The sequence below is a fragment of the Streptomyces sp. NBC_00576 genome (genome assembly GCF_036345175.1).
Taxonomy (GTDB): domain Bacteria; phylum Actinomycetota; class Actinomycetes; order Streptomycetales; family Streptomycetaceae; genus Streptomyces.
This window is the reverse complement of the sequence record NZ_CP107780.1, coordinates 8,229,867-8,248,178: the sequence shown is the minus strand read 5'-3', so window position 1 is coordinate 8,248,178 and position 18,312 is coordinate 8,229,867. Positions and strand designations below refer to the sequence as shown.

Sequence of the window (18,312 nt, the reverse complement as noted above, 5' to 3'; positions counted from 1 at the left end):
GGGCCAGGTGACCATCCGACGATTCGCTCGTTCTGCTGAACGTGCAGTCACAGGATGTCGCCTTCAGCCCCAGCACCGGTAACAGCGCCAAGGGCCGCCCCGTCGTCGACGTGGAGCAGGCCGAGGCCGCGCTCGTCGAGCACTATCCCCGGCTCGTCCGGCTCGCCTATCTGGTGCTGCCCCCGAGCCTCGGCCGCAACCGGCGCGTCCTGACCGCGCACGCCCTCACCCAGCGCGCGCTGCCCAGGGGACGCACGGCCACAGCGGTGCTCCCGGCCCAGTCGAAGGGCCGCGCGGGCGACCCCGGTTACGCGCTGGTCCGCCTCCAGGTGCTGCGTACGGCACTCGCGGCGGGACAGCCGTGGCGGGGCCGCACGCTGCCGAAGCGGTCGCAGCTGCCGCCGCTGCTCCCCCAGGTGTGGGGTCTGCGGCTCTTCCCGCGTTCGGGCGGCGCCGACGAACTCGCCCTGGACCAGCGGCTGTCGGCCCTGTCCGGCCCCGCCCGGGCCGCTTACGTCCTGCGCGGTCTGGAGAAGCTCCCGGACTCCGACGTGCGCACCGCCCTGGAGGCCGCCGGGGTCGGCCGGCCGATCGAGGCGCTGCGCGAGGCGGACGAGGTGCCGGCGCAGTACGCGCTGCTCGACTCCGCCGAGTTCGACCCCTGTTCGCTCCACGCCCGCCCGACCGACCTGATGCGGCGCAGGCAGCACCTGAAGGCCGCCCTTGTCGCCGCCGCGGCCGTCGCGGTGTGCGGCACGCTGCTCGGTCTGCCCGGCGACGGCTGGGCCCCGGACGGCGCCGCCGCTCCCTCGTACGCGCAGAACCCGGCCGCCCAAGCCGCCCTGGACCCCGCCCGGTTGACCTTGGTGCCGGCCGCCACCTGGAAGTCCTCCGCGCGCACCGACTTCTCCGTCTGGCCCGCGCGCGGCGACCTCGTCGGCGACAGCGCCCTGCTGCGCCGCGCCCTCGCCGTCTGGGCCCGCCCCGGCGAGACGGTCCAGGTCTCGGCGACCCCGGGCACCCCGTCCGGCGGCCCGGCCGGCCCGCCCCAGTTGCTGTACGCGGGTACTGTCGACGCGGCTCGCGTGGTGATCCTGTACGACGGTCTGCGCATCGCCCGGTACGCCGAACCGAAGGACGGCACGAGCGGGGCCGCCCTCGACTTCGCCCGCGTCGACGGCGCGACCGGCGCCGAGGCCGACGCGGTGGTCCTCGACCGGGCCGACGGCAACGTCCGCTATCTGACGGCTCCTTGGGTGCGCAAGGCGGAGATGCGGGACCTGCGCAAGCCGGCCGCGACGCCGATCGACCTGGGGCTGACCGACGGGGTGAGCGGGCCGCTGGCCAGCCCTGTCGCCCAGCGGGGCGCCTGCCAGTCCTGGAACACGCTCCAGGTGACGGACGCCGGGGGCGCCCGACTGCTGAGCGACCTCGGCGAACTCGTGCCGGCCCACCTCACCACGGGCCGCCCGGCCACACCCCGCGAGGCCTCGGCACCGACGGCGCTGGCGACGTGGTCGCCCTTCGTCTGCTCTCTCGCCACGATGCACTCCCAGGGCGTGCGCTCCGTGAACGCCTGGCGGTACGCGGAGCAGCCGCTGCCCGACGCGAGCGGCGCCGCCGACTGGGTGTGCACCCGTGCGGAGACCTGGCGGGGTGGGGGTGCGCGGGTGCTGGCCCAGTTCCATACGCCGGGTGGGCAGTACGGGGCGGTCGCGGCGAAGTCCGAGAACAGTCCGGCGTGCGGTTACCGCGACCCGAACGTGCTGGCCGGTGTGCTGTGGAAGTCGGGGGCTGGTGAGTGGTATCTGCTGGCCGCAGGTGCGGAGAACACGGCGTCCGTCACGGCGACGGGTGGGGTGAGTGCGTCTGTGCGGGGTGCCATGCTGGCGGCGAAGACCCGGCAGGGGGCGCAGGCGGGGTTGAAGGGGACCCTCAAGGATGGGCGGGGTATCGGGGGGTTGCGTTAGGTGCGGGCCGGTGGGGGCTTGTCGCGCCCCGCGGCGGAGCCGCATATATGACACAGCCCCGCGCCCCTATCGGGGCGCGGGGCTAGCTGACACTCGCGTCAACAAGTCTGCGCCCGAGGGTTTCCTCGTTCGCTACCCATCAGTACATTGACGCCATGTCCAACCCGCCACACATACCGCTCAAGGTGCGCAAGGTGTCCTTCTCCTGGGAGGGCACCCCGTTGCATTGGGTGCCGGGGGATCCGTTCACCTCGCACACCATCAACGTGCTGCATATGCTGCTGCCCGCCGGTGAGCGGTGGTTCGTGCACGTGTACAAGCAGGTGCTGCCCTACATCCGGGACGAGCGGCTTCGTGCGGACGTCGTCGGGTTCATCGGGCAGGAGGCCATGCACTCCCAGGCCCACGACGAAGTCCTCCCCCATCTACGGGAGTTGGGGCTCGATCCGACGCCGTACACCGCCCAGCTCGACTGGCTCTTCGAGAAGCTGCTCGGCGACCGGTTCCCCCTGCCGGGCCGCCGGGCACGCAAGTGGTGGCTCATGGAACGGGTCGCCGTCATCGCGGCCATCGAGCACTACACGGCGTTCCTCGGCGACTGGATACTCAACGCCTCGGAGCTGGACCGGCGCGGCGCCGATCCGACGATGCTGGACCTGCTGCGCTGGCACGGCGCCGAGGAGGTCGAGCACCGGTCGGTCGCCTTCGACCTGTTCACTCACGTCGACGGGAGTTATCGGCGGCGCGTGCGGACGTGGCTGACCGGGCTGCTGGCGATGTTGTTCCTGTGGCAGCGCGGGGTGCGGTTCTTCATGGCGAACGACCCGGCCCCGAACCTTCGCAAGCCGACCTTCCGGGGCTTCTACGTGCGCGGGAAGCGGGGCCTGCTGCCGTCGACCCGGGCCATGGCGAGATCGGTGCCGCGCTATCTCGCCCGCGACTACCACCCCTCCCAGGAGGGTTCCACCGAGCAGGCCGTCGCCTATCTGGCCTCCTCCCCCGCCGCCGTCGCCGCCGACAGGGGCGCCGCCTGATGCCCCGGCCGCTGACTCTCGCGCTCACCGCCGGGGCCGCGCTGCTCGCCCGGCGGGCCATGCGCCGCCGGATCGAGGCCTCGCCGCTGTGGCCGCTGGGCGTGCTGGCGGAGCCGGTCTCCGGCCGGCCGCGCTCACGGGCCCTGCGGCTGACGGTCGCCGCACACGAGGCGGTCGCCGACGGGGTCGTACAACTGCGCCTGGAGGGCCGGGAGTTGCCGGGCTGGGCGCCGGGCGCGCATCTCGATCTGGTGCTGCCGTCGGGGCTCGTGCGGCAGTACTCGCTGTGCGGGGACCCGGCGGACACCTCGTCCTACACCGTCGCCACGCGGCTGGTGCCGGACGGGCGCGGGGGCTCGCGCGAGGTGCACGAGGAGCTGCGCGCGGGCATGACCGTCGAGGTGCGCGGCCCGCGCAACCGCTTCCCGCTCACTCCGGCACCGGCGTACGTCTTCGTGGCCGGCGGTATCGGCATCACCCCGATCCTGCCGATGCTCCGCGCAGTGGACGCTCAACCCGGCCTGGAATGGCGGCTGTTGTACGGGGGCCGCAGTCGGGCCTCGATGCCCTACCTCCCGGAGATCGAGAAACTGGGCGCCGGCACCGATCGCGTCACCGTCGTCGCGGAGGACGAGGACGGGCTGCCCGACCTCGACGCGCTGTTCGCGGGTGTGGCGGCGGAACTGCCCGAGGGCACCGCCGTCCACTGCTGCGGCCCCGAGGCGCTGATGGCCGCGGTGGAGGCCCGGACTCCCGAGGGTGCCGTTCTGCGTACGGAGCGCTTCACCCCGCGTACGGCGACCGGGGGCGACCGGTCCTTCGAGGTCGAACTCCGGCGCAGCGGGCGGACGTTGACGGTAGCGGCCGACTCGACGGTGCTGGCCGCCGTACGGGCGGAGCTGCCGGACACCGCGTACTCGTGCCAGCAGGGGTTCTGCGGGACCTGCCAACAGCGCGTGCTCGCAGGGGAAGTCGACCATCGTGACGAGCTGCTGACCGATGCCGAGCGGGCGTACTCGATGCTGATCTGTGTGTCACGGGCACGACGCGGTCCACTTGTGCTGGATTTGTGAACACCCTCGGTCGGACCCGTCCGTTGCGGGCCGTATCCGATCGGTAAGGTGTTCGCATGACAACCGGGGTTCGCCGCAGAATGGGAGTCGAGGAACGCCGGCAGCAGTTGATCGGCGTCGCCCTCGAACTGTTCAGCCGCCGCTCGCCCGACGAGGTCTCCATCGATGAGATCGCGTCGGCCGCGGGCATCTCGCGCCCACTGGTCTACCACTACTTCCCCGGCAAACTCAGCCTGTACGAGGCCGCGTTGAAGCGTGCGTCGGACGATCTGGCGGGCCGGTTCGTGGAACCGCAAGAGGGTCCGCTGGGGGCGCGGCTGCTGCGCGTGATGCGCCGGTTCTTCGACTTCGTCGACGAACACGGGCCCGGTTTCGCGGCGTTGATGCGCGGTGGGCCGGCAGTGTCCGCGGACGAGGTGCGGTCGAGCAGCGCCTCGGCGACGAACGCGCTCATCGACGCCGTACGACAGGCCGCGTACGTCCAGATCCTGTCGCATCTGGACCTGGACGTCGAAGAGGCGCCCGCCCGGCTGGAGTTGGTCATCCGGACGTGGATATCGCTCGTCGAGTCGACGGCGCTGATCTGGCTGGACGGGCGGCGTGTGCCGCGCGCCGAGCTGGAGGCGCAGCTCGTGCATGACTTCGCGGCGCTGGCCGCCGTGAGCGCCGCCTACGACGAGGAGATGGCCGCGCTCCTGCGCCGGATGCTCAAACAGGAGCCCGCCGACGGCCCGTTCAGTGATCTGGTCGCACGGCTCATCTCGCTCGCCTCGTGACCCCCGTAGCCCCCGCAACTCCCACTACGGGTCAGTTGTCGAACTTGCGGTAGGAGTCGTCGAGTTCGCGGACCTCGACCGAGGCGTGCAGGGCGAGTCCCTCGACAGGCTTCACCTGGGCGCGCACCAACTCCAGTACGGCTTCCGTCAGTTGGGCCTTCGTCTCCACCGTGCGCCCGGTGAGCATGCCGATCCAGACGTGCACGATCGCATGGCCGTCGCTGTCCGCGCCGACCGTGGCGTCCTCGGTGCGGCGGAACTGCGTCTTGCACGCCTCGGGCTTCGCCTTCGCCGTGGCGACGACCTCCTCGTGCAGCGCGAGCGCGAACGCGCGCCGGTCGAAGGCCTCGGCCAGCGAACCCGAGTAGTCGACGGTGATCTGCGGCATGGGTCAAACCCCTGTTCTAGGACTGCTACGACTTCTACGACCTGTACGACCTGTGCGAGGGCACGGCCACCACACCCTAACCGGAGCCCTGATCAGCCAGCCGCAGCGCCAGCATCGCGATGTCGTCCTCCCTGTCGTGCCCGAAGCAGACCAGCAGCGTGTCGCACAGGGCGTCCAGGCCGGGCAGCGCACCGGAGGCGGCCGCGCGGAGGTGTTCCAGGGAGTCCGCGAGGTCGGTGCCCCTGGTCTCGATCAGACCGTCGGTGATCATGAGGAGCCGGTCGGTGGGTTCGAGGAACAGTTCGGTGGGCGGCGGATGGGTGAGGCCCACGCCGAGCAGCGGGCCCTCGGCCTTGGCGTAGTCGGCGCTGTTGGTGTCCCGGATGATCAGCGGCGGGATGTGGCCCGCGTTGGCGATGAGGGCGCGCCCGGTGCTCGGGTCCACGTGGACCAGGCAGACGGTGGCCGTGACCTCGGGGTGGTAGCGCTGGAGCATCCGGTCGAGGCGCTCGGCGAGGACGGCAGGGTCGTTCTCCTCGACGCAGTAGGCGCGCAGCGCGTGCCGGATCTCGACCATCACGGTGGCCGCGTCCAGCGAGTGCCCTACGACGTCGCCGACCGCGGTGAGCACGCCGTCGTCGGTGCGCAGGGCGGCGTAGAAGTCGCCGCCGATCTCGGCGTCCCGGGACGCGGGCACGTACCGGACCACGACGTCGATGCCGGGCAGTTCGGGCAGCCGGTCGGGGCGGGGCAGGAAGCTGTGCTGGAGGGTGAGGGCGACATGGCGCTCGACCTGGTACATGAGCAGCGGCTCGGCGGCGAGGACGGTGGCCTGGGCGAGCCGGGCCACCAGGGACTCCTTCTCGGGGCTCACTCTGCGCACCCCGCGGGTGGGCGTGGCCAGGCACACCGAGGCTCTGCCGTCCTCGGTGGGGATCAGCACCAGGCGGGCGTCGTGTTCCACGCCCGGCCGGAAGAACCCGGTGGGCCACAGCGGTGCGGGCACCGTGGTGATCTGCACCCCGCTGTGCCCGCGGGTGAGGCGCCGGAGCAGGCCCGCCACGACGCGGTGGGCGCTCTCGTCCGGCATGGCGAGCGAGGTGCGGTCGCGGGAGGTGGCGCGGTACAGCTCGTCGTCCGGGCCGAGGAAGAACACGGCGGCCGGCGAGCCGGTGAGCCGCGCGGTGCCCTCGGCGGCGGCGTCGGCGAGTTCCTGCAGGGAGCGCGCCGCCTGGATGGTGAAGATCGTCTCCGACAGCCGGGTCAGCCGCCGTGCCAGTGCCTGGTCGTCGGCCCGCAGCCGGGACGCCCGCACCGCGGCCCGCAGTACCGCGTCGATCTCCTCGGGCTCGGCGGGCACCGTGAGATAGGCCTCCCCGCCGGCGTCGAGCCCGTCGCAGCGGGCACCCGGGGACACGGCGGAGGCCGAGAAGTGCACGACGGGCAGGCCGGCCATGTGCGGCCGGTCCTTGAGCCGGCGGCACAGCTCGACCCCGCTCATGTCGGGCAGGTTCACGTCGATGAGGGCCACGTCGGGCAGGATGCCCTTGCGCAGCCGTACGTCGAGCTCGGTGAGCGCCTCGTGGCCACTGGCGACCGGGACGACCTGGTAACCGGCGCGGCGGAGCAGGGCACTCATCGCGTACCTGCTGGCCGCGGTGTCGTCCACGACGAGCACGGTGGTGTCGGTCGACTTGCCGTTGCCGTCCATCTGCCCGCCCTTGGACACACCGGTGGGGCAGACCGGGATTCGGGGTCTGCCCCACCAAGATAAGCCCTTGTCAGGACGTACGGGAGAATACGGCGACGGTTCTCCCTGGAACGGCGAACGTTCCCGATGCCCGTTCGTACGTGGCTGACTTGACGACAGAGTCCGCTCCCGCCCGCAGGACGGGGTGCAGCGCGTACGAGTTCCCGGCGAGCGAGCCGACCCGCTGCTCAGTCCTCCTGGGGGTCGCGTTGAACACGATGACGAGATCGCCGAGTTCCATGGTGATCACGCCGGGTGTCTCGTCCTTGCCGGACAGCGGGAAGGAGAGCTTCGACTGCACCTGTCCGGCCGTGTCGAGGGAGAAGGCGCTCTCCGTCGTACGGATTCTCAGCAGATCTCGGTACGCGGCGGACGCGCCCTCGATCTGCGCGCAGCCGACCTTGACGTTCCTGTCGCTCAACAGGGGCTTGGCGTAAGGCCACTTGGAGGCGTTGTCGGTCGCCATGGGCAGCCCGCGCCCAAAGCCATTGCCATCACCATCACCATCTCTGTTGCCGTTGCCGTTGCCGTCCGCGCAGTTCCAGTGGATGGCGTTGAACCAGTCGCCGCTGTCGTAGGAGTTGCGGTCGAGGGACTTGGAGCGCAGCAGGTCGCTGCCGGCCTGGGAGAGGGCCGGTCCCTGTGAGAGGGCGGCCGTGGCCATGGCGAGGACCTGCATGCGGGCCCGGCCGGCCGGGGAGGTGGTGGCGGGCAGCTTGAAGGCGAGCGCGTCGAACAGGGACTCGTTGTCGTGGGCGTCGGCGTAGGCGAGGGCGTCGCCGGGTGCGTCCGCGTAGCCGGCGGGTTGGCCGTTGTAGTCGACCTGGGCGCCGGTGACGTCCTTGCCGTCGGTGTCGGTGAAGCGGTAGGCGGCGAGGTTGCCGGTCAGGCCCACCTTGATCAGGTCCTGGTAGTGCAGGAGGCGCGCCTTCTGCTCGGCCGAAGTGCCGTTGCCCGTCGACGAGTTGGGGTCGGTGTACAGCCCGGACGCGAAGCCCTGGACGCCCGGGTCCTCGTCGAAGGGGCCACCGCCGCGTACGGCGTCACGGGCGCGGTCGGAGAAGGTCGCGATGCCCGTCCCCGCCATGTTCTTCTGGGTGGCCTGCACGAAGCGGGCGTCGTCGGCGACCTCGCCGAAGTTCCAGCCCTCCCCGTACAGGATGATCTTCTTGCCGTCGACGCCGTCCTTCTTGAGGGTGAGGGCGTCGAGAGCCTTCCTGACCGCCAGGATGTTGGCCTTCGGGTGGTGGCCCATGAGGTCGAAGCGGAAGCCGTCGACCTTGTACTCCTTGGCCCAGGTGACGATCGAGTCGACGACGAGCTTGCCCATCATGGTGTTCTCGGGCGCGGTGTTGGCGCAGCAGGTGGAGTTGGCGACCGAGCCGTCGGCGAGGAGTCGCTGGTAGTAGCCGGGGACCACCTTGTCGAGGACGCTCGTCTTCGCCTGTCCGCTGGCGGGGGTGTGGTTGTAGACCACGTCCATCACGACCCGCAGGCCGTCGCTGTTGAGCGACTTCACCATTTGCCGGAACTCGACCGTGCGCCGCGTCCCGTCCGGGTCACTCGCGTACGAGCCTTCCGGGACGGTGTAGTGGTACGGGTCGTAGCCCCAGTTGTACGCGTCCTTCGCGGCGATCTTCGCGACGCACGCCTGCTGCTGGTCGGAGTCGGCGGCGTAGGAGGACAGGTCGCAGTCGACGGTCGCCTGGTCCGCCCTCTTCTCGGGGATGGTCGCGATGTCGAAGACGGGCAGGAGGTGGACGTACGAGGTGCCGGCCTTCGCCAGTGCGCGGAGGTGCTTCGAGCCGTCGCTGTCCTTGTCGGTGAAGGCGAGGTAGGTGCCCTTGTCCTTCGCGGGCACCGTGTTGTCGGCGACCGAGAAGTCCCGGACGTGCAGCTCCTGGATCTGGGCGTCGTTGAGAGGTACGGCCCTGGGCTTGGTGTACGACGTCCAGCCGCCCGGCGCCAGCGAGTTGTCGTCCAGGTCGACGACGAGGCTGCGCTCGGAGTCGGCGGTCAGGGCGACGGAGTAGGGGTCGGTGACCTGGTTGGTGACGACCTTGGCGGCGCTCGGGGCCCACACCTTCACGACGTACCGATAGGGCTTGTTCTTCCAGGACTTGCTGCCGGTGACGGACCAGACGCCGGTGGTGTCGTTCCGCTTCATGGCGACCGTGGAGCCGTCGAGGTCGAGCTTCACCGACTGCGCCGTCGGCGCCCAGACGGAGAGCGTCGGACGGCCCTTGCTGAACGTCGGCCCGAGGTCGGCCTTCGACGCGTCGACGTAGAGATCGTCCAGTACGCCGGCGATCTGGACGCCCGTAGCGGCGAGCACCGCGCCGTTCGCGGCCCGCTGGGAGGCGACGACCTGGCCGCGCAGGGCCTCGCGGACCTGGTCACGGTCGCGCGGGTCGACCGTCCAGGCGGTGTACGCGGCGAGGTGCGGGAACTTGGCCTTCTGGGCGTCGGTGAGGGCAGACCTGGTGAGGCGGAGCCAGCGCTCGTCGGTGCTGGTCAGCGCGCCGTCCTTCGCCGTGATCGAGCCGGTGCGGGAGTAGAGCAGCTGGGTGGAGGCGGCGGTGTCGTTACCGTTCCAGGCGACGGTGTTCCGGTCGATCCAGACCGCCTTGGAGGTGGTCAGGTCGAGGACGGCCGAGCTGCCCGCGGGCTGCGGGAGCAGGTACTTCTCCTGGCCGTTCAGTAGCCACACCTCGTGGCCGTTGGTCTTGAGGTCGAGGGCCTGGTCGGTGGCGAGGTCCTTCTCGTCGCCCTTGTGGAGGATGTAACTGAGGCTGGTGGCACCGGCGTTGAGCGGCACTTCGTAGACGGCGCCGTAGGCGTCGGTCCGCACCGGCTCCAGAGGCTTCGACCAGTCCGTGGGGTTCGCGGCGCCGGACCAGACGTGCAGGCCCCAGCCGTCGTAGTTCCCGTCGGCGCGGTGGTAGTGGAGGACCGCCTTGGTCGTGTCCTGGTCGGGGTAGTCGGCGCCGGGCTTCTGGGTCAGCACGGCTTCCTTGCCCTGCTCGGCCCAGATCTCGCCGGTCTTCGTGACGTCGATCGAGCGGTCGGCGGAGACGTCCTTGTTGCCGTCCTTGTCGATGACGAGGTAACTGACGCTGGACGCACCGGGCTTGAGCTTGACGTAGGCGAAGGCGCCGTACGCGTCCCGTCCGACGAAGTCGTGGCCTGCCGGCCAGGTCGTGCCCTCGCCGTCGGCGAGGTCGCCCCAGGCATACAGGCGCCAGTCGGTGTAGTCGCCGTCCGCGCGCTTGTAGTGGACGACCGCGTAGTCGCGCGAGGAGGCCGTGGGGACCTCGGGGGCGGGCGGTGTGCCCGTGGTGGAGGCCGCCATGGCGCTTGCCGTGCGTCCGGCGCGGTCGATCACAACCGCCTTGTAGCGCAGGGGTGTTCCGGGGGCAACATCCTTGGCGATGGTCTGGGTGACCCGGTAGGGCGCGTGGTCGGCGGAGCCGAGGGTCTGCCACTTGCCGTTGCCGGTCTGGGCGGCGAAGGCGACGCGGTTGAGCTGGCCGCCGTCGACATCGGCGGTGATGTTCACGGTGCCGGTGGCGCCGGTGGGCGGGGCGGTGAGGGTGAGGGAGGGCTTGGTGGTGGGCGCCGGGAGCTTGCCGGTGGCCTTGAGGACGATCGCGGTGCTGGGCGGGACGGTGACGGCGATCTTCTTGTCGGTGCCGCTCTTCACCTTGGCGTGGGTGCCGTAGATCCCCTGGAAGGCCATGGTCGCCGAGCCGGTGGCGAAGGTCGCCGTCCTGGCCCCGGACGCGTTGTTGAAGGCCACGACGTACTCGGCGCCGGTCCTGGCGTCGGTGCGGGAGAAGGCGTAGACGCCGGTGCCGTCGGTCGCGTAGCGCTCGGTCTGGATGCCGTCGGTGAGGGCGGGGTTGGCTTTGCGGAGCTTGGCGAGAGCACTGATCTGCTGGTAGAGCGGTGCTCTCGTGTCGTACGCGTCCCTCGCGTGCGTACGGTCCGTGCCGAGTTCGTCGTCGTCCAGGTAGTCCGTGACCTTCGAGGCGAACATGGTCTGGCGGGCGTCCTTGTCGCCGCCCGGGCCGGTGAAGCCCTGCTCGTCGCCGTAGTAGACGACCGGGTTGCCGCGACTGAGGAACATCAGCTCGTTGGCGAGCCTGTCCTTGGCGAGCAGCTCGATGTCGGTGGCCTGAGGGTTGTCCTGTTGCAGGAAGGACCCGATGCGGCCCATGTCGTGGTTGCCGAGGAAGGTGACCTGCTCGTAGGCGTTGGCCTTGTCGGTCGTGTACTTGTAGTCGTCGCCGAAGACCGAGGCGAGCTTCTGCGCGCTGCCGCCCTGGGAGGCGTACGAGCGGGCCGCGTCCTGGAAGGGGAAGTCGAGCGTCGAGTCCAGGCGCCCCTGGGTGACGTACGGGGAGGTCACGGACGTGTCGGCGGAGTACACCTCACCGAACATGAAGAAGTCGTCGCGGCCCTTCTTCGCCGCGTACGCGTCCAGCGCGGTGGCCCACTGGGTCCAGAACTCCATGTTGACGTGTTTCACGGTGTCGATCCGGAAGCCGTCAATGTCGAAGTCCCGTACCCAGCGCTCGTAGATCTTCTCCATCCCGCTGACGACCTCGGGACGCTCGGTCCACAGGTCGTCGAGTCCGACGAAGTCGCCGTACGTGGCGGACTCGCCGGCCCAGGTGGAGTCGCCCCGGTTGTGATACATCGTCGGGTCGTTGAGCCAGGTGGGGACCTTGGTGTTCTTCTTGGCGGCGGGGACGACGGGTGTGCGCGGGAAGGAGTCGGCGTCGACGGCCGGGAAGGCCTTGGCCCCGTCCGCGTAGTCCGCGTCGTCGAAGGGCTCGCCGTCCTTGGTGAGGTACGGGAAGGCGCCCTTGGAGAGGTAGTCGTAGGACTTCTGCTCGTAGTCGACGACATCGGCGGTGTGGTTGGTGATGACGTCGAAGAAGACCTTGAGGCCCTTGGCGTGCGCCTTGGAGATGAGGGTTTCGAGGTCCTGGTTGGTGCCGAAGTGCGGGTCGACCTGGGTGAAGTCGGTGATCCAGTAGCCGTGGTACCCGGCGGAGGCGTCCGTCCCGGTCCCCTGCACGGGCGCGTTCTTGAAGATCGGAGCCATCCAGATGGCGGTCGTGCCGAGGCCCTTGATGTAGTCGAGCTTGCTGGTGAGGCCCTTGAGGTCGCCGCCCTGGTAGAAGCCCTTGTCGGTGGGGTCGTAGCCGGTGGCGAGGCGGGAACCGGTGAGTCCGCCACGGTCGTTGGCGGTGCTGCCGTTGGCGAAACGATCCGGGAGGACGAAGTAGAACTGCTCGCGGGTGAGGTCGTTGCGAGCGGCGGTCTTCGCCAGCTTCGCGTCGGAGGGGGGCGGGGGTGGGGCGGCGGCCCCTGCGGCTCCGGCGGCCAGGGGCTGGACGAGGGCCGCGGTCAGCGCGGTCACGGTGATCGCGGCGACTCGTCGGCCGGCGTGGGCGGTACGGGTGGTACGGGCAACGCGGGCTGTGCGGGCTGTACGGCGCCTTGTCGGCGACGGCCATCTCGGTATCACGGATGGACTCCTTGCGATCACGGCTCTTTCGGGTCCGACCCCGCGCGACCGTACCGCCGCCGAAAGGTTTACAGCAAGGGTCATGAAAGTAACGGAAAGAATTTTCAGCGGAACTTCTAGCAGGTGGACTTGCCCGCGTAGATCGCGAGGGCGGTGTTGGAGCCGAGGCTCGCGGTGAACTGACCCGAACTGTTCACGGTGACCGTCGTGTTGCTCTGGACGTTGCAGTACGTGCCGGCGGGCAGCGAGGTCTGGTACGTGCGACTCAGGCTGCTCGACTCGTGGTTGATGGCGACGAAGCCCTTGGTGCCCCGTCCGAAGGCGATGGCGTCGCCTCCGTTGTCCCACCAGTTGCCGAGGGACTCTCCGCGCACGGCGTTGCGGAAGGCGACCATGCGCAGGATCTCCGGCCAGGCGTGCTGGCACTTCCAGCCGTCCTGCCAACAGGCGTTGACCGTACCGCCGTTGGGCGGCCCGGCGTCCGTGTCGGAGAACTCGTAGCCGGAGTTGATGTCCGGGGCGCCGTACGGATACGCCAGCATGAAGACGTTGGCGAGCGTGTAGTTGGCGTTGTCCTTGTAGCTGAGCGTGCTGCCATTGCGCTCGGTGTCGTGGTTGTCGACGAAGACACCGGCGACCGAGCTGCTCATGTAGCCCCAGCCCTCGCCGTAGTTCTTCAGGTAGGCGAGGTTCTCGTTGTTGAAGACCCGCTTCAGGTCATACGCGTAACGGAACTCCTGGACATCACCGTTGCCCGTGTACTCGGTGGGCTGGACGGCCTCGCCGCTGCCGTAGATGGCCTCCTGCTTCCAGTACACCGACGTGTTGCTGAGGCGGGACTTGATGTTGGCCAGGTCGGTCGCCGGGATGTGCTTGGCCGCGTCGATACGGAAGCCGTCGACGCCGTAGCCGAGCAGGGAGTTCATGTACCCGGCGATGGTGGCGCGGACGTACTCCTCGCCGGTGTCCAGGTCGGCGAGCTGCACGAGCTCGCAGTTCTGGACGTTGGCGCGGTTGGTGTAGTCGCTGATGGTGGCCGTGCAGTCGTCGAAGTCGTAGGAGGAGTACAGGCCGGGGTAGTTGTACTTCGTGTACGACGAGCCGCCGGTGCCGGTACCGCTGCCCGCCGACATGTGGTTGATGACGGTGTCGGCGACGACCTTCACACCGGCCGCGTGACACGTGTCGATCATGCTCTTGAAGGCGGTGGCGTCACCGAGGCGGCCGGCGATTTTGTAGCTCACGGGCTGGTACGAGGTCCACCACTGCGAGCCCTGTATGTGCTCGGCGGGCGGGGAGACCTGCACGAAGCCGTAGCCGGCGGGGCCGAGGGTGTTGGTGCACTCCTTCGCCACCGAGGCGAAGTTCCACTCGAACAGGACGGCGGTGACGTCCTTCGTGCCGGGCGGGGAGGCGTGGGCGGCGCCCGCCGGGACTGCGAGCGCGACCGACGCGCCGGCCACGAGGGCGAGCGCGCCGGAGAGGGTTCTACTGGCCATGTGGGGTCCTTCTCCGTTGAAGGTCCTGGCAAGATCCCTTGCTGGTTCTTGCTGCAAGATGGCTGAAATCTTTCAACCGATCGCAAGGTACGAGCCCACTTGTCGGACGGTCAACCCTTGGGACACATCCCCTTCAACGGATGGCGCAGTGTCGCCGCAGGGGGCTTCCCGGCGCGGCGGGCATCGTTCTGGGCCGCCTCGTGACTCATCGGTCCGGCACCGGTCGTGGCATCGGTCAGAGCTGCAGACAGCTCGGCGTCCCGTCCTCCCCGCATACCGCTGACGACGTTGCCCAATCCTCGGTGGGCTATGGGCCGACCTGCCCGTACTCCACCGTGTACGCCGCCGACCACCGCTACGGCGTCGCACGCGACGTCCCATGTCCGGGGCTCGCCGACCACCGAAGCGTCCGGTTTCTGGATGGCAGCGCGGTGGGGGTCTGGGCCTACTATCCACGATATGGCGTTACTTGAGCGGGAGCACTGGCTTGATGCGCTGCGACGCTGCCCAACAGGGCGGGTGGTTCTGGTCTCCGGTGAGGCGGGTATCGGCAAGACCGCTCTTGTCAGGACGTTCTGCGACGGCCTGGCCCGGATGGTTCTGTGGGGCTCGTGCGACGCGCTGCGGACACCGCAGCCACTCGGTCCGCTCCACGACATCGCACGGCAGGCGACAGGTGAGCTGGCCGCCGCGATGGCTGCAGAGAGCCCGCGTCACGCGATGTTCAACGCGTTCCTGGATCAGTTGACGGCACGCGAAACCATCGCCGTGGTGGAGGACGCGCACTGGGCCGACGAAGCGACACTCGACCTGCTCATGTTCGCCGCCCGCCGGATCTCCTCCACTCGTGGCCTGCTTGTCATCACCTATCGGGATGACGAGGTCGGACCGGATCACCCGTTGCGCGCGGTGCTGGGAGCGCTCGCCACCGACAAGAGTGTGCTGCGCATTCGGCTGTCACCGCTCTCGGCCGCGGCCGTCGCCACCCTGGCCGGGCCGGACGGTCCGGATGCCGCGGAACTGCACGCTCGGGCCGGCGGCAACCCCTTCTTCGTGACTGAGGTTCTGGCAGATCCCGAGCGCAGGGTTCCCGAGACGGTACGCGACGCGGTGCTGGCCCGGGCGGCCGGTCTCCGCCCCGCGGAGCGCGACGCACTCAACTCAGTGGCTGTCTTCCCCGGTTATGCTCCCGCGCCTTTGGTCCAGGCGCCCAGGAAGGCCGTTGACGGCTGTGTGGATGCGGGAATGCTGATTCGCGACGGCACGCGGATCCTGTTCCGCCACGAGCTGGCCAGACTGGCCATCGAGGAGGGCATCGCGTCGGCGCGCAAGACCGAGCTGCATGAGCGTGCGCTGGCGGATCTGACACAGCGGGGCAGTGATCCGGCCCGGCTCGTTTATCACGCGGAGGAGGCAGGCGACGCGGCCGCCGTACTCGTACACGCCGGTGCAGCGGCGAGGCGGGCATCTGCCGTCGGTGCTCACCGACAGGCGGCCGATCACTATGCCCAGGCGCTGCGGTTCGCCGACGGGATCAGCCCGCGCCGGCAGGCAGAACTGCTTGAACGCCACGGCGAGGCGTGTGCGCACGCCGGACGGAGTGCCGCGGCCGTGCTCTCCTCCCGTCGGGCGATCGAGTGCTGGCGGGAGGAAGGCGACCAGGAGCGTGAGGCCGCTCTGATGGCGTACTGCTCCTACTACTTGTGGAACCAGGGCCGGAACGCTGAGGCGCATGCCATGGTGCGGCAGGCGCTCGCCCTTGCCGAGCGGCTGCCGGAGGGCCCCGGGCTGGTCGCCGCGTACACCTGGTCGGCGTATCTTCTGATGCTTGCCCGGGACATCCCCGGAGCGGTGCGGACCGGATGTCACGCCGCCGTGCTCGCCGAGCGGTTCGGTGAACAGACCCTGCTCGCCCGGGCGCTCAACGCGGTCGGCTCCGCACAGTGGTCCATCGAGCCGGACCTGGCCATGCGGACCATGCTCCGAAGTATTCAGGCGGGCCGCGTGGCCGGTGACGACGGTGCCGTCGGAAGCGCGATGGTCAACCTCGGATCCGCGGCAGGCGAGGTCCGTCGCTATGACGTCGCGGAACACTGGCTGCGCGAGGCCATGAAGTGGTGCTCCGACCGTGACCTGGACGACGTACGCAGTTACGCCACAGCGTGGCTCGCCCGGTGCCTGTTCGAGCGCGGGCAGTGGTCAGCGGCCGAAGCGATGGTGGAGCAGGTGGGAGCCACCGAGTGCACACCGAGCCGGATCGTCGCGCTCACCGTGCTGGGGCGGCTGCGGACCCGGCGGGGAGAGCCGGGTGCGGCAGACGTCCTCGACGAGGCGTGCTCACTGGCCGAACAGACCGGAGACCTGCAACGCCTGTGGCCGGTCGCCGCGGGACGCGCCGAACTCGTGTGGCTGAGCGGACAGCAGCCCGACAGCAGCCTGTCCGAGAGCTACGAGATGGCGGTACGGCTCGGCATCGGCTGGGCGATCGGTGAACTCGGGCAGTGGCTGCAACCGGAGCCGGGGGAAGTCCACCAGGCCGCCGCCCCGCCGTATCGGATGAACCCCGTGGAAGCCGCCCGGGCCTGGGATGAGCTCGGTTGCCCGTACGAGTCGGCCATGGCGCTCGCGCAGAGCCCGGATCACCTGCGTGAGGCCCTGCGCGGGTTCGAGGGCCTCGGGGCGCGGCCTGCCGCGGACCAAGTGGCCCGGCGGATGCGCGACCTGGGAATCCGGACACCACGGCGTTCGACCATGGCCCATCCCGACGGGCTCACCGCACGCGAAGCCGATGTCCTCGACCTTCTCAGGGACGGGCTGCGGAACTCCGAGATCGCCGACCGGCTCCGCATCGCGGAGAAGACGGCCGGGCATCACGTCTCCTCCATCCTGGCCAAGCTCGGCGTGCGTACCCGCCAGGAGGCCGCCAGACATGGGGAGATCGCTGAGCGAACATAGGGAACAACTCCCGATGTCCCAAGGCCGCTCCCGAACCGACAGTAGTTCGGAAAGGAGCGTGCAACATGCCGCGATATCTCGTGCAACGGACCTTCACCGAGGGTCTGCACATCCCGATGGACGACGAGGGCGCCAAGACCTGTACAGGCGTCATCGAGGGCAACGCCGCGTCGGCGGTCACCTGGGTGCAGTCGTACGTGAGCCGTGACAAGAGCATGACCTACTGCGTGTACGACGGGCCGTCTCCGGAAGCCGTGCGCCAGGCTGCGCAGACCACAGGCCTGCCCGTCGACCGGATCACCGAAGTCAGCGTCCTGGACCCGTACTTCTATCACTGACCCTCGCCCAGTCATCGTCACCAGCAACCCCGCCCGCGATACCTCCAGTTACCGGCGTACGGCGACACGGCTGGATGGTCCGACTCCGGTTGTCGCGATCTCTCAGAGCGTTCGACGGGGACAGTGACGCCGTGACTCCGGCAGAGCTCGAAGAGCTGAAACAGGGGCCGGTCCGCTGCCTATCTACCCGACAGCTGTTTCAGGACAGGCTGTTCAAATTTTCCGACCGAAAGGAACCGGAGGCCAGAAAAATGAGAATGAGAAACAAAATGGCTGCCTCGGCAGGGGCGTTACTGGCGGCCGCCAGCATGGTCACCATGACGGCCGGGGCCAGTGCCGCCGCGCCGGCCGCGGGATCCGTGGCGGACCACTCCACCCGCCTCACGGCCCTCGCACCGGCCGGCGCTTTTCACACGCTCAAGAACGTGGCCTTCGGCCAGTGCATCGACGCGCCGGGCGGGCAACTCAACGTCCGGCTTCAACTGGCCGACTGCAACGGTTCCAACACCCAGAACTGGGCGTTCATACCGGTGCCCGGCGCAGCGAGAACCTACTCCCTTGTGAATCAGGCAAGCGGGTACTGTGCCGAGGTCAACAACGGCACCAGCACTCCAGGGGAAGCGGTCGACGAATTCACCTGCAACACGTCGGGGTCGGAATACTGGACCAAGAGCAACGTAGACGTCGGTGAGTTGACATACCAAAAGTTCGAACACGCGGGCACTGGATTGTGCCTAGACACGGTCGGCGGCGCCGGCAGCCAGCTCATGCAGTGGGACTGCAGCAACGCTCATCCCCCGGCGGCCCAGATGTGGATCCTGAGCCCCTGAAAAGACCGAGAAGGCCCCTCTGCTGTCGCAGCCAAATAGGGCCCGCCGCCCCGAACTGGGCGGCGGTCCCTGCAAGTTCGACCGCCGATGCCTGCGAGAACAGGCCTGCGGGGATGTCAGCCCCGGCGGGAACTTGCGACGAGTTCGGACCGGCAGCGGC

Annotated in this window: 11 protein-coding genes; 7 read left to right on the top strand and 4 right to left on the bottom strand. The window is 69.4% G+C overall.

The annotated features are described in order from the left end of the window. Window positions 1-41: 41 nt before the first annotated feature. From OG734_RS35830 to OG734_RS35815, 4 genes are all read left to right on the top strand, one after another. Window positions 42-1,970 carry a hypothetical protein gene (locus tag OG734_RS35830; protein ID WP_330291574.1) on the top strand — a complete coding sequence of 643 codons (1,929 nt, stop codon included), beginning with the start codon at window positions 42-44 and terminating at the stop codon, window positions 1,968-1,970. A 155-nt stretch (window positions 1,971-2,125) separates the two neighbouring features. After that, on the top strand, window positions 2,126-3,004 hold the full coding sequence (locus OG734_RS35825) for a metal-dependent hydrolase (protein ID WP_330291573.1): 879 nt from the start codon (window positions 2,126-2,128) through the stop codon (window positions 3,002-3,004). Next, window positions 3,004-4,077 (top strand): PDR/VanB family oxidoreductase, encoded by a 1,074-nt coding sequence (locus tag OG734_RS35820; RefSeq protein ID WP_330291572.1) that lies wholly within the window; start codon window positions 3,004-3,006, stop codon window positions 4,075-4,077. Before OG734_RS35825 ends, OG734_RS35820 begins: the two co-directional genes overlap by 1 nt. Before the next feature lie 56 nt (window positions 4,078-4,133). Next, window positions 4,134-4,853 (top strand): TetR/AcrR family transcriptional regulator, encoded by a 720-nt coding sequence (locus OG734_RS35815; RefSeq protein WP_330291571.1) that lies wholly within the window; start codon window positions 4,134-4,136, stop codon window positions 4,851-4,853. A 31-nt stretch (window positions 4,854-4,884) separates the two neighbouring features. Here OG734_RS35815 and OG734_RS35810 read toward each other — a convergent pair whose 3' ends face one another. From OG734_RS35810 to OG734_RS35795, 4 genes are all read right to left on the bottom strand, one after another. After that, a complete protein-coding gene (locus OG734_RS35810) occupies window positions 4,885-5,241 on the bottom strand; it encodes a 5-carboxymethyl-2-hydroxymuconate Delta-isomerase (protein WP_330291570.1) in 357 nt (118 codons plus the stop codon). 76 nt (window positions 5,242-5,317) lie between these two features. Further along, the gene (locus OG734_RS35805; protein WP_330293913.1) at window positions 5,318-6,952 is read right to left on the bottom strand and encodes a fused response regulator/phosphatase; all 1,635 of its coding nucleotides are present in this window, start codon (window positions 6,950-6,952) and stop codon (window positions 5,318-5,320) included. Between the two features lie 70 nt (window positions 6,953-7,022). Then, window positions 7,023-12,530 (bottom strand): pullulanase-type alpha-1,6-glucosidase, encoded by a 5,508-nt coding sequence (gene pulA, locus OG734_RS35800; protein WP_330291569.1) that lies wholly within the window; start codon window positions 12,528-12,530, stop codon window positions 7,023-7,025. Window positions 12,531-12,646: 116 nt separating this feature from the next. After that, the gene (locus OG734_RS35795) at window positions 12,647-14,029 is read right to left on the bottom strand and encodes an alpha-amylase (protein WP_330291568.1); all 1,383 of its coding nucleotides are present in this window, start codon (window positions 14,027-14,029) and stop codon (window positions 12,647-12,649) included. Window positions 14,030-14,488: 459 nt separating this feature from the next. Between OG734_RS35795 and OG734_RS35790 the strand changes: the two genes are divergently transcribed. The 3 genes from OG734_RS35790 to OG734_RS35780 all read left to right on the top strand — a co-directional run bounded on the left by OG734_RS35790 (window position 14,489) and on the right by OG734_RS35780 (window position 18,152). Further along, entirely contained in the window at window positions 14,489-16,984 is a 2,496-nt protein-coding gene (locus tag OG734_RS35790; RefSeq protein WP_330291567.1) for an ATP-binding protein, read from the top strand. Window positions 16,985-17,049: 65 nt separating this feature from the next. Further along, window positions 17,050-17,322, top strand: a complete 273-nt coding sequence (locus tag OG734_RS35785; protein WP_330291566.1) for a DUF4242 domain-containing protein — start codon at window positions 17,050-17,052, stop codon at window positions 17,320-17,322. Between the two features lie 131 nt (window positions 17,323-17,453). Continuing rightward, on the top strand, window positions 17,454-18,152 hold the full coding sequence (locus OG734_RS35780; RefSeq protein ID WP_330291565.1) for an RICIN domain-containing protein: 699 nt from the start codon (window positions 17,454-17,456) through the stop codon (window positions 18,150-18,152). Window positions 18,153-18,312: the final 160 nt, after the last annotated feature.

Excerpts from the sequence above, each read along its gene's own strand:
- OG734_RS35825 (WP_330291573.1), top strand. The coding sequence starts at position 2,126 with ATGTCCAACCCGCCACACATACCGCTCAAGGTGCGCAAGGTGTCCTTC.
- OG734_RS35820 (WP_330291572.1), top strand. The coding sequence starts at position 3,004 with ATGCCCCGGCCGCTGACTCTCGCGCTCACCGCCGGGGCCGCGCTGCTC.
- OG734_RS35815 (WP_330291571.1), top strand. The coding sequence starts at position 4,134 with ATGACAACCGGGGTTCGCCGCAGAATGGGAGTCGAGGAACGCCGGCAG.
- OG734_RS35810 (WP_330291570.1), bottom strand. The coding sequence starts at position 5,241 with ATGCCGCAGATCACCGTCGACTACTCGGGTTCGCTGGCCGAGGCCTTC.
- OG734_RS35805 (WP_330293913.1), bottom strand. The coding sequence starts at position 6,952 with ATGGACGGCAACGGCAAGTCGACCGACACCACCGTGCTCGTCGTGGAC.
- OG734_RS35795 (WP_330291568.1), bottom strand. The coding sequence starts at position 14,029 with ATGGCCAGTAGAACCCTCTCCGGCGCGCTCGCCCTCGTGGCCGGCGCG.
- OG734_RS35790 (WP_330291567.1), top strand. The coding sequence starts at position 14,489 with ATGGCGTTACTTGAGCGGGAGCACTGGCTTGATGCGCTGCGACGCTGC.
- OG734_RS35785 (WP_330291566.1), top strand. The coding sequence starts at position 17,050 with ATGCCGCGATATCTCGTGCAACGGACCTTCACCGAGGGTCTGCACATC.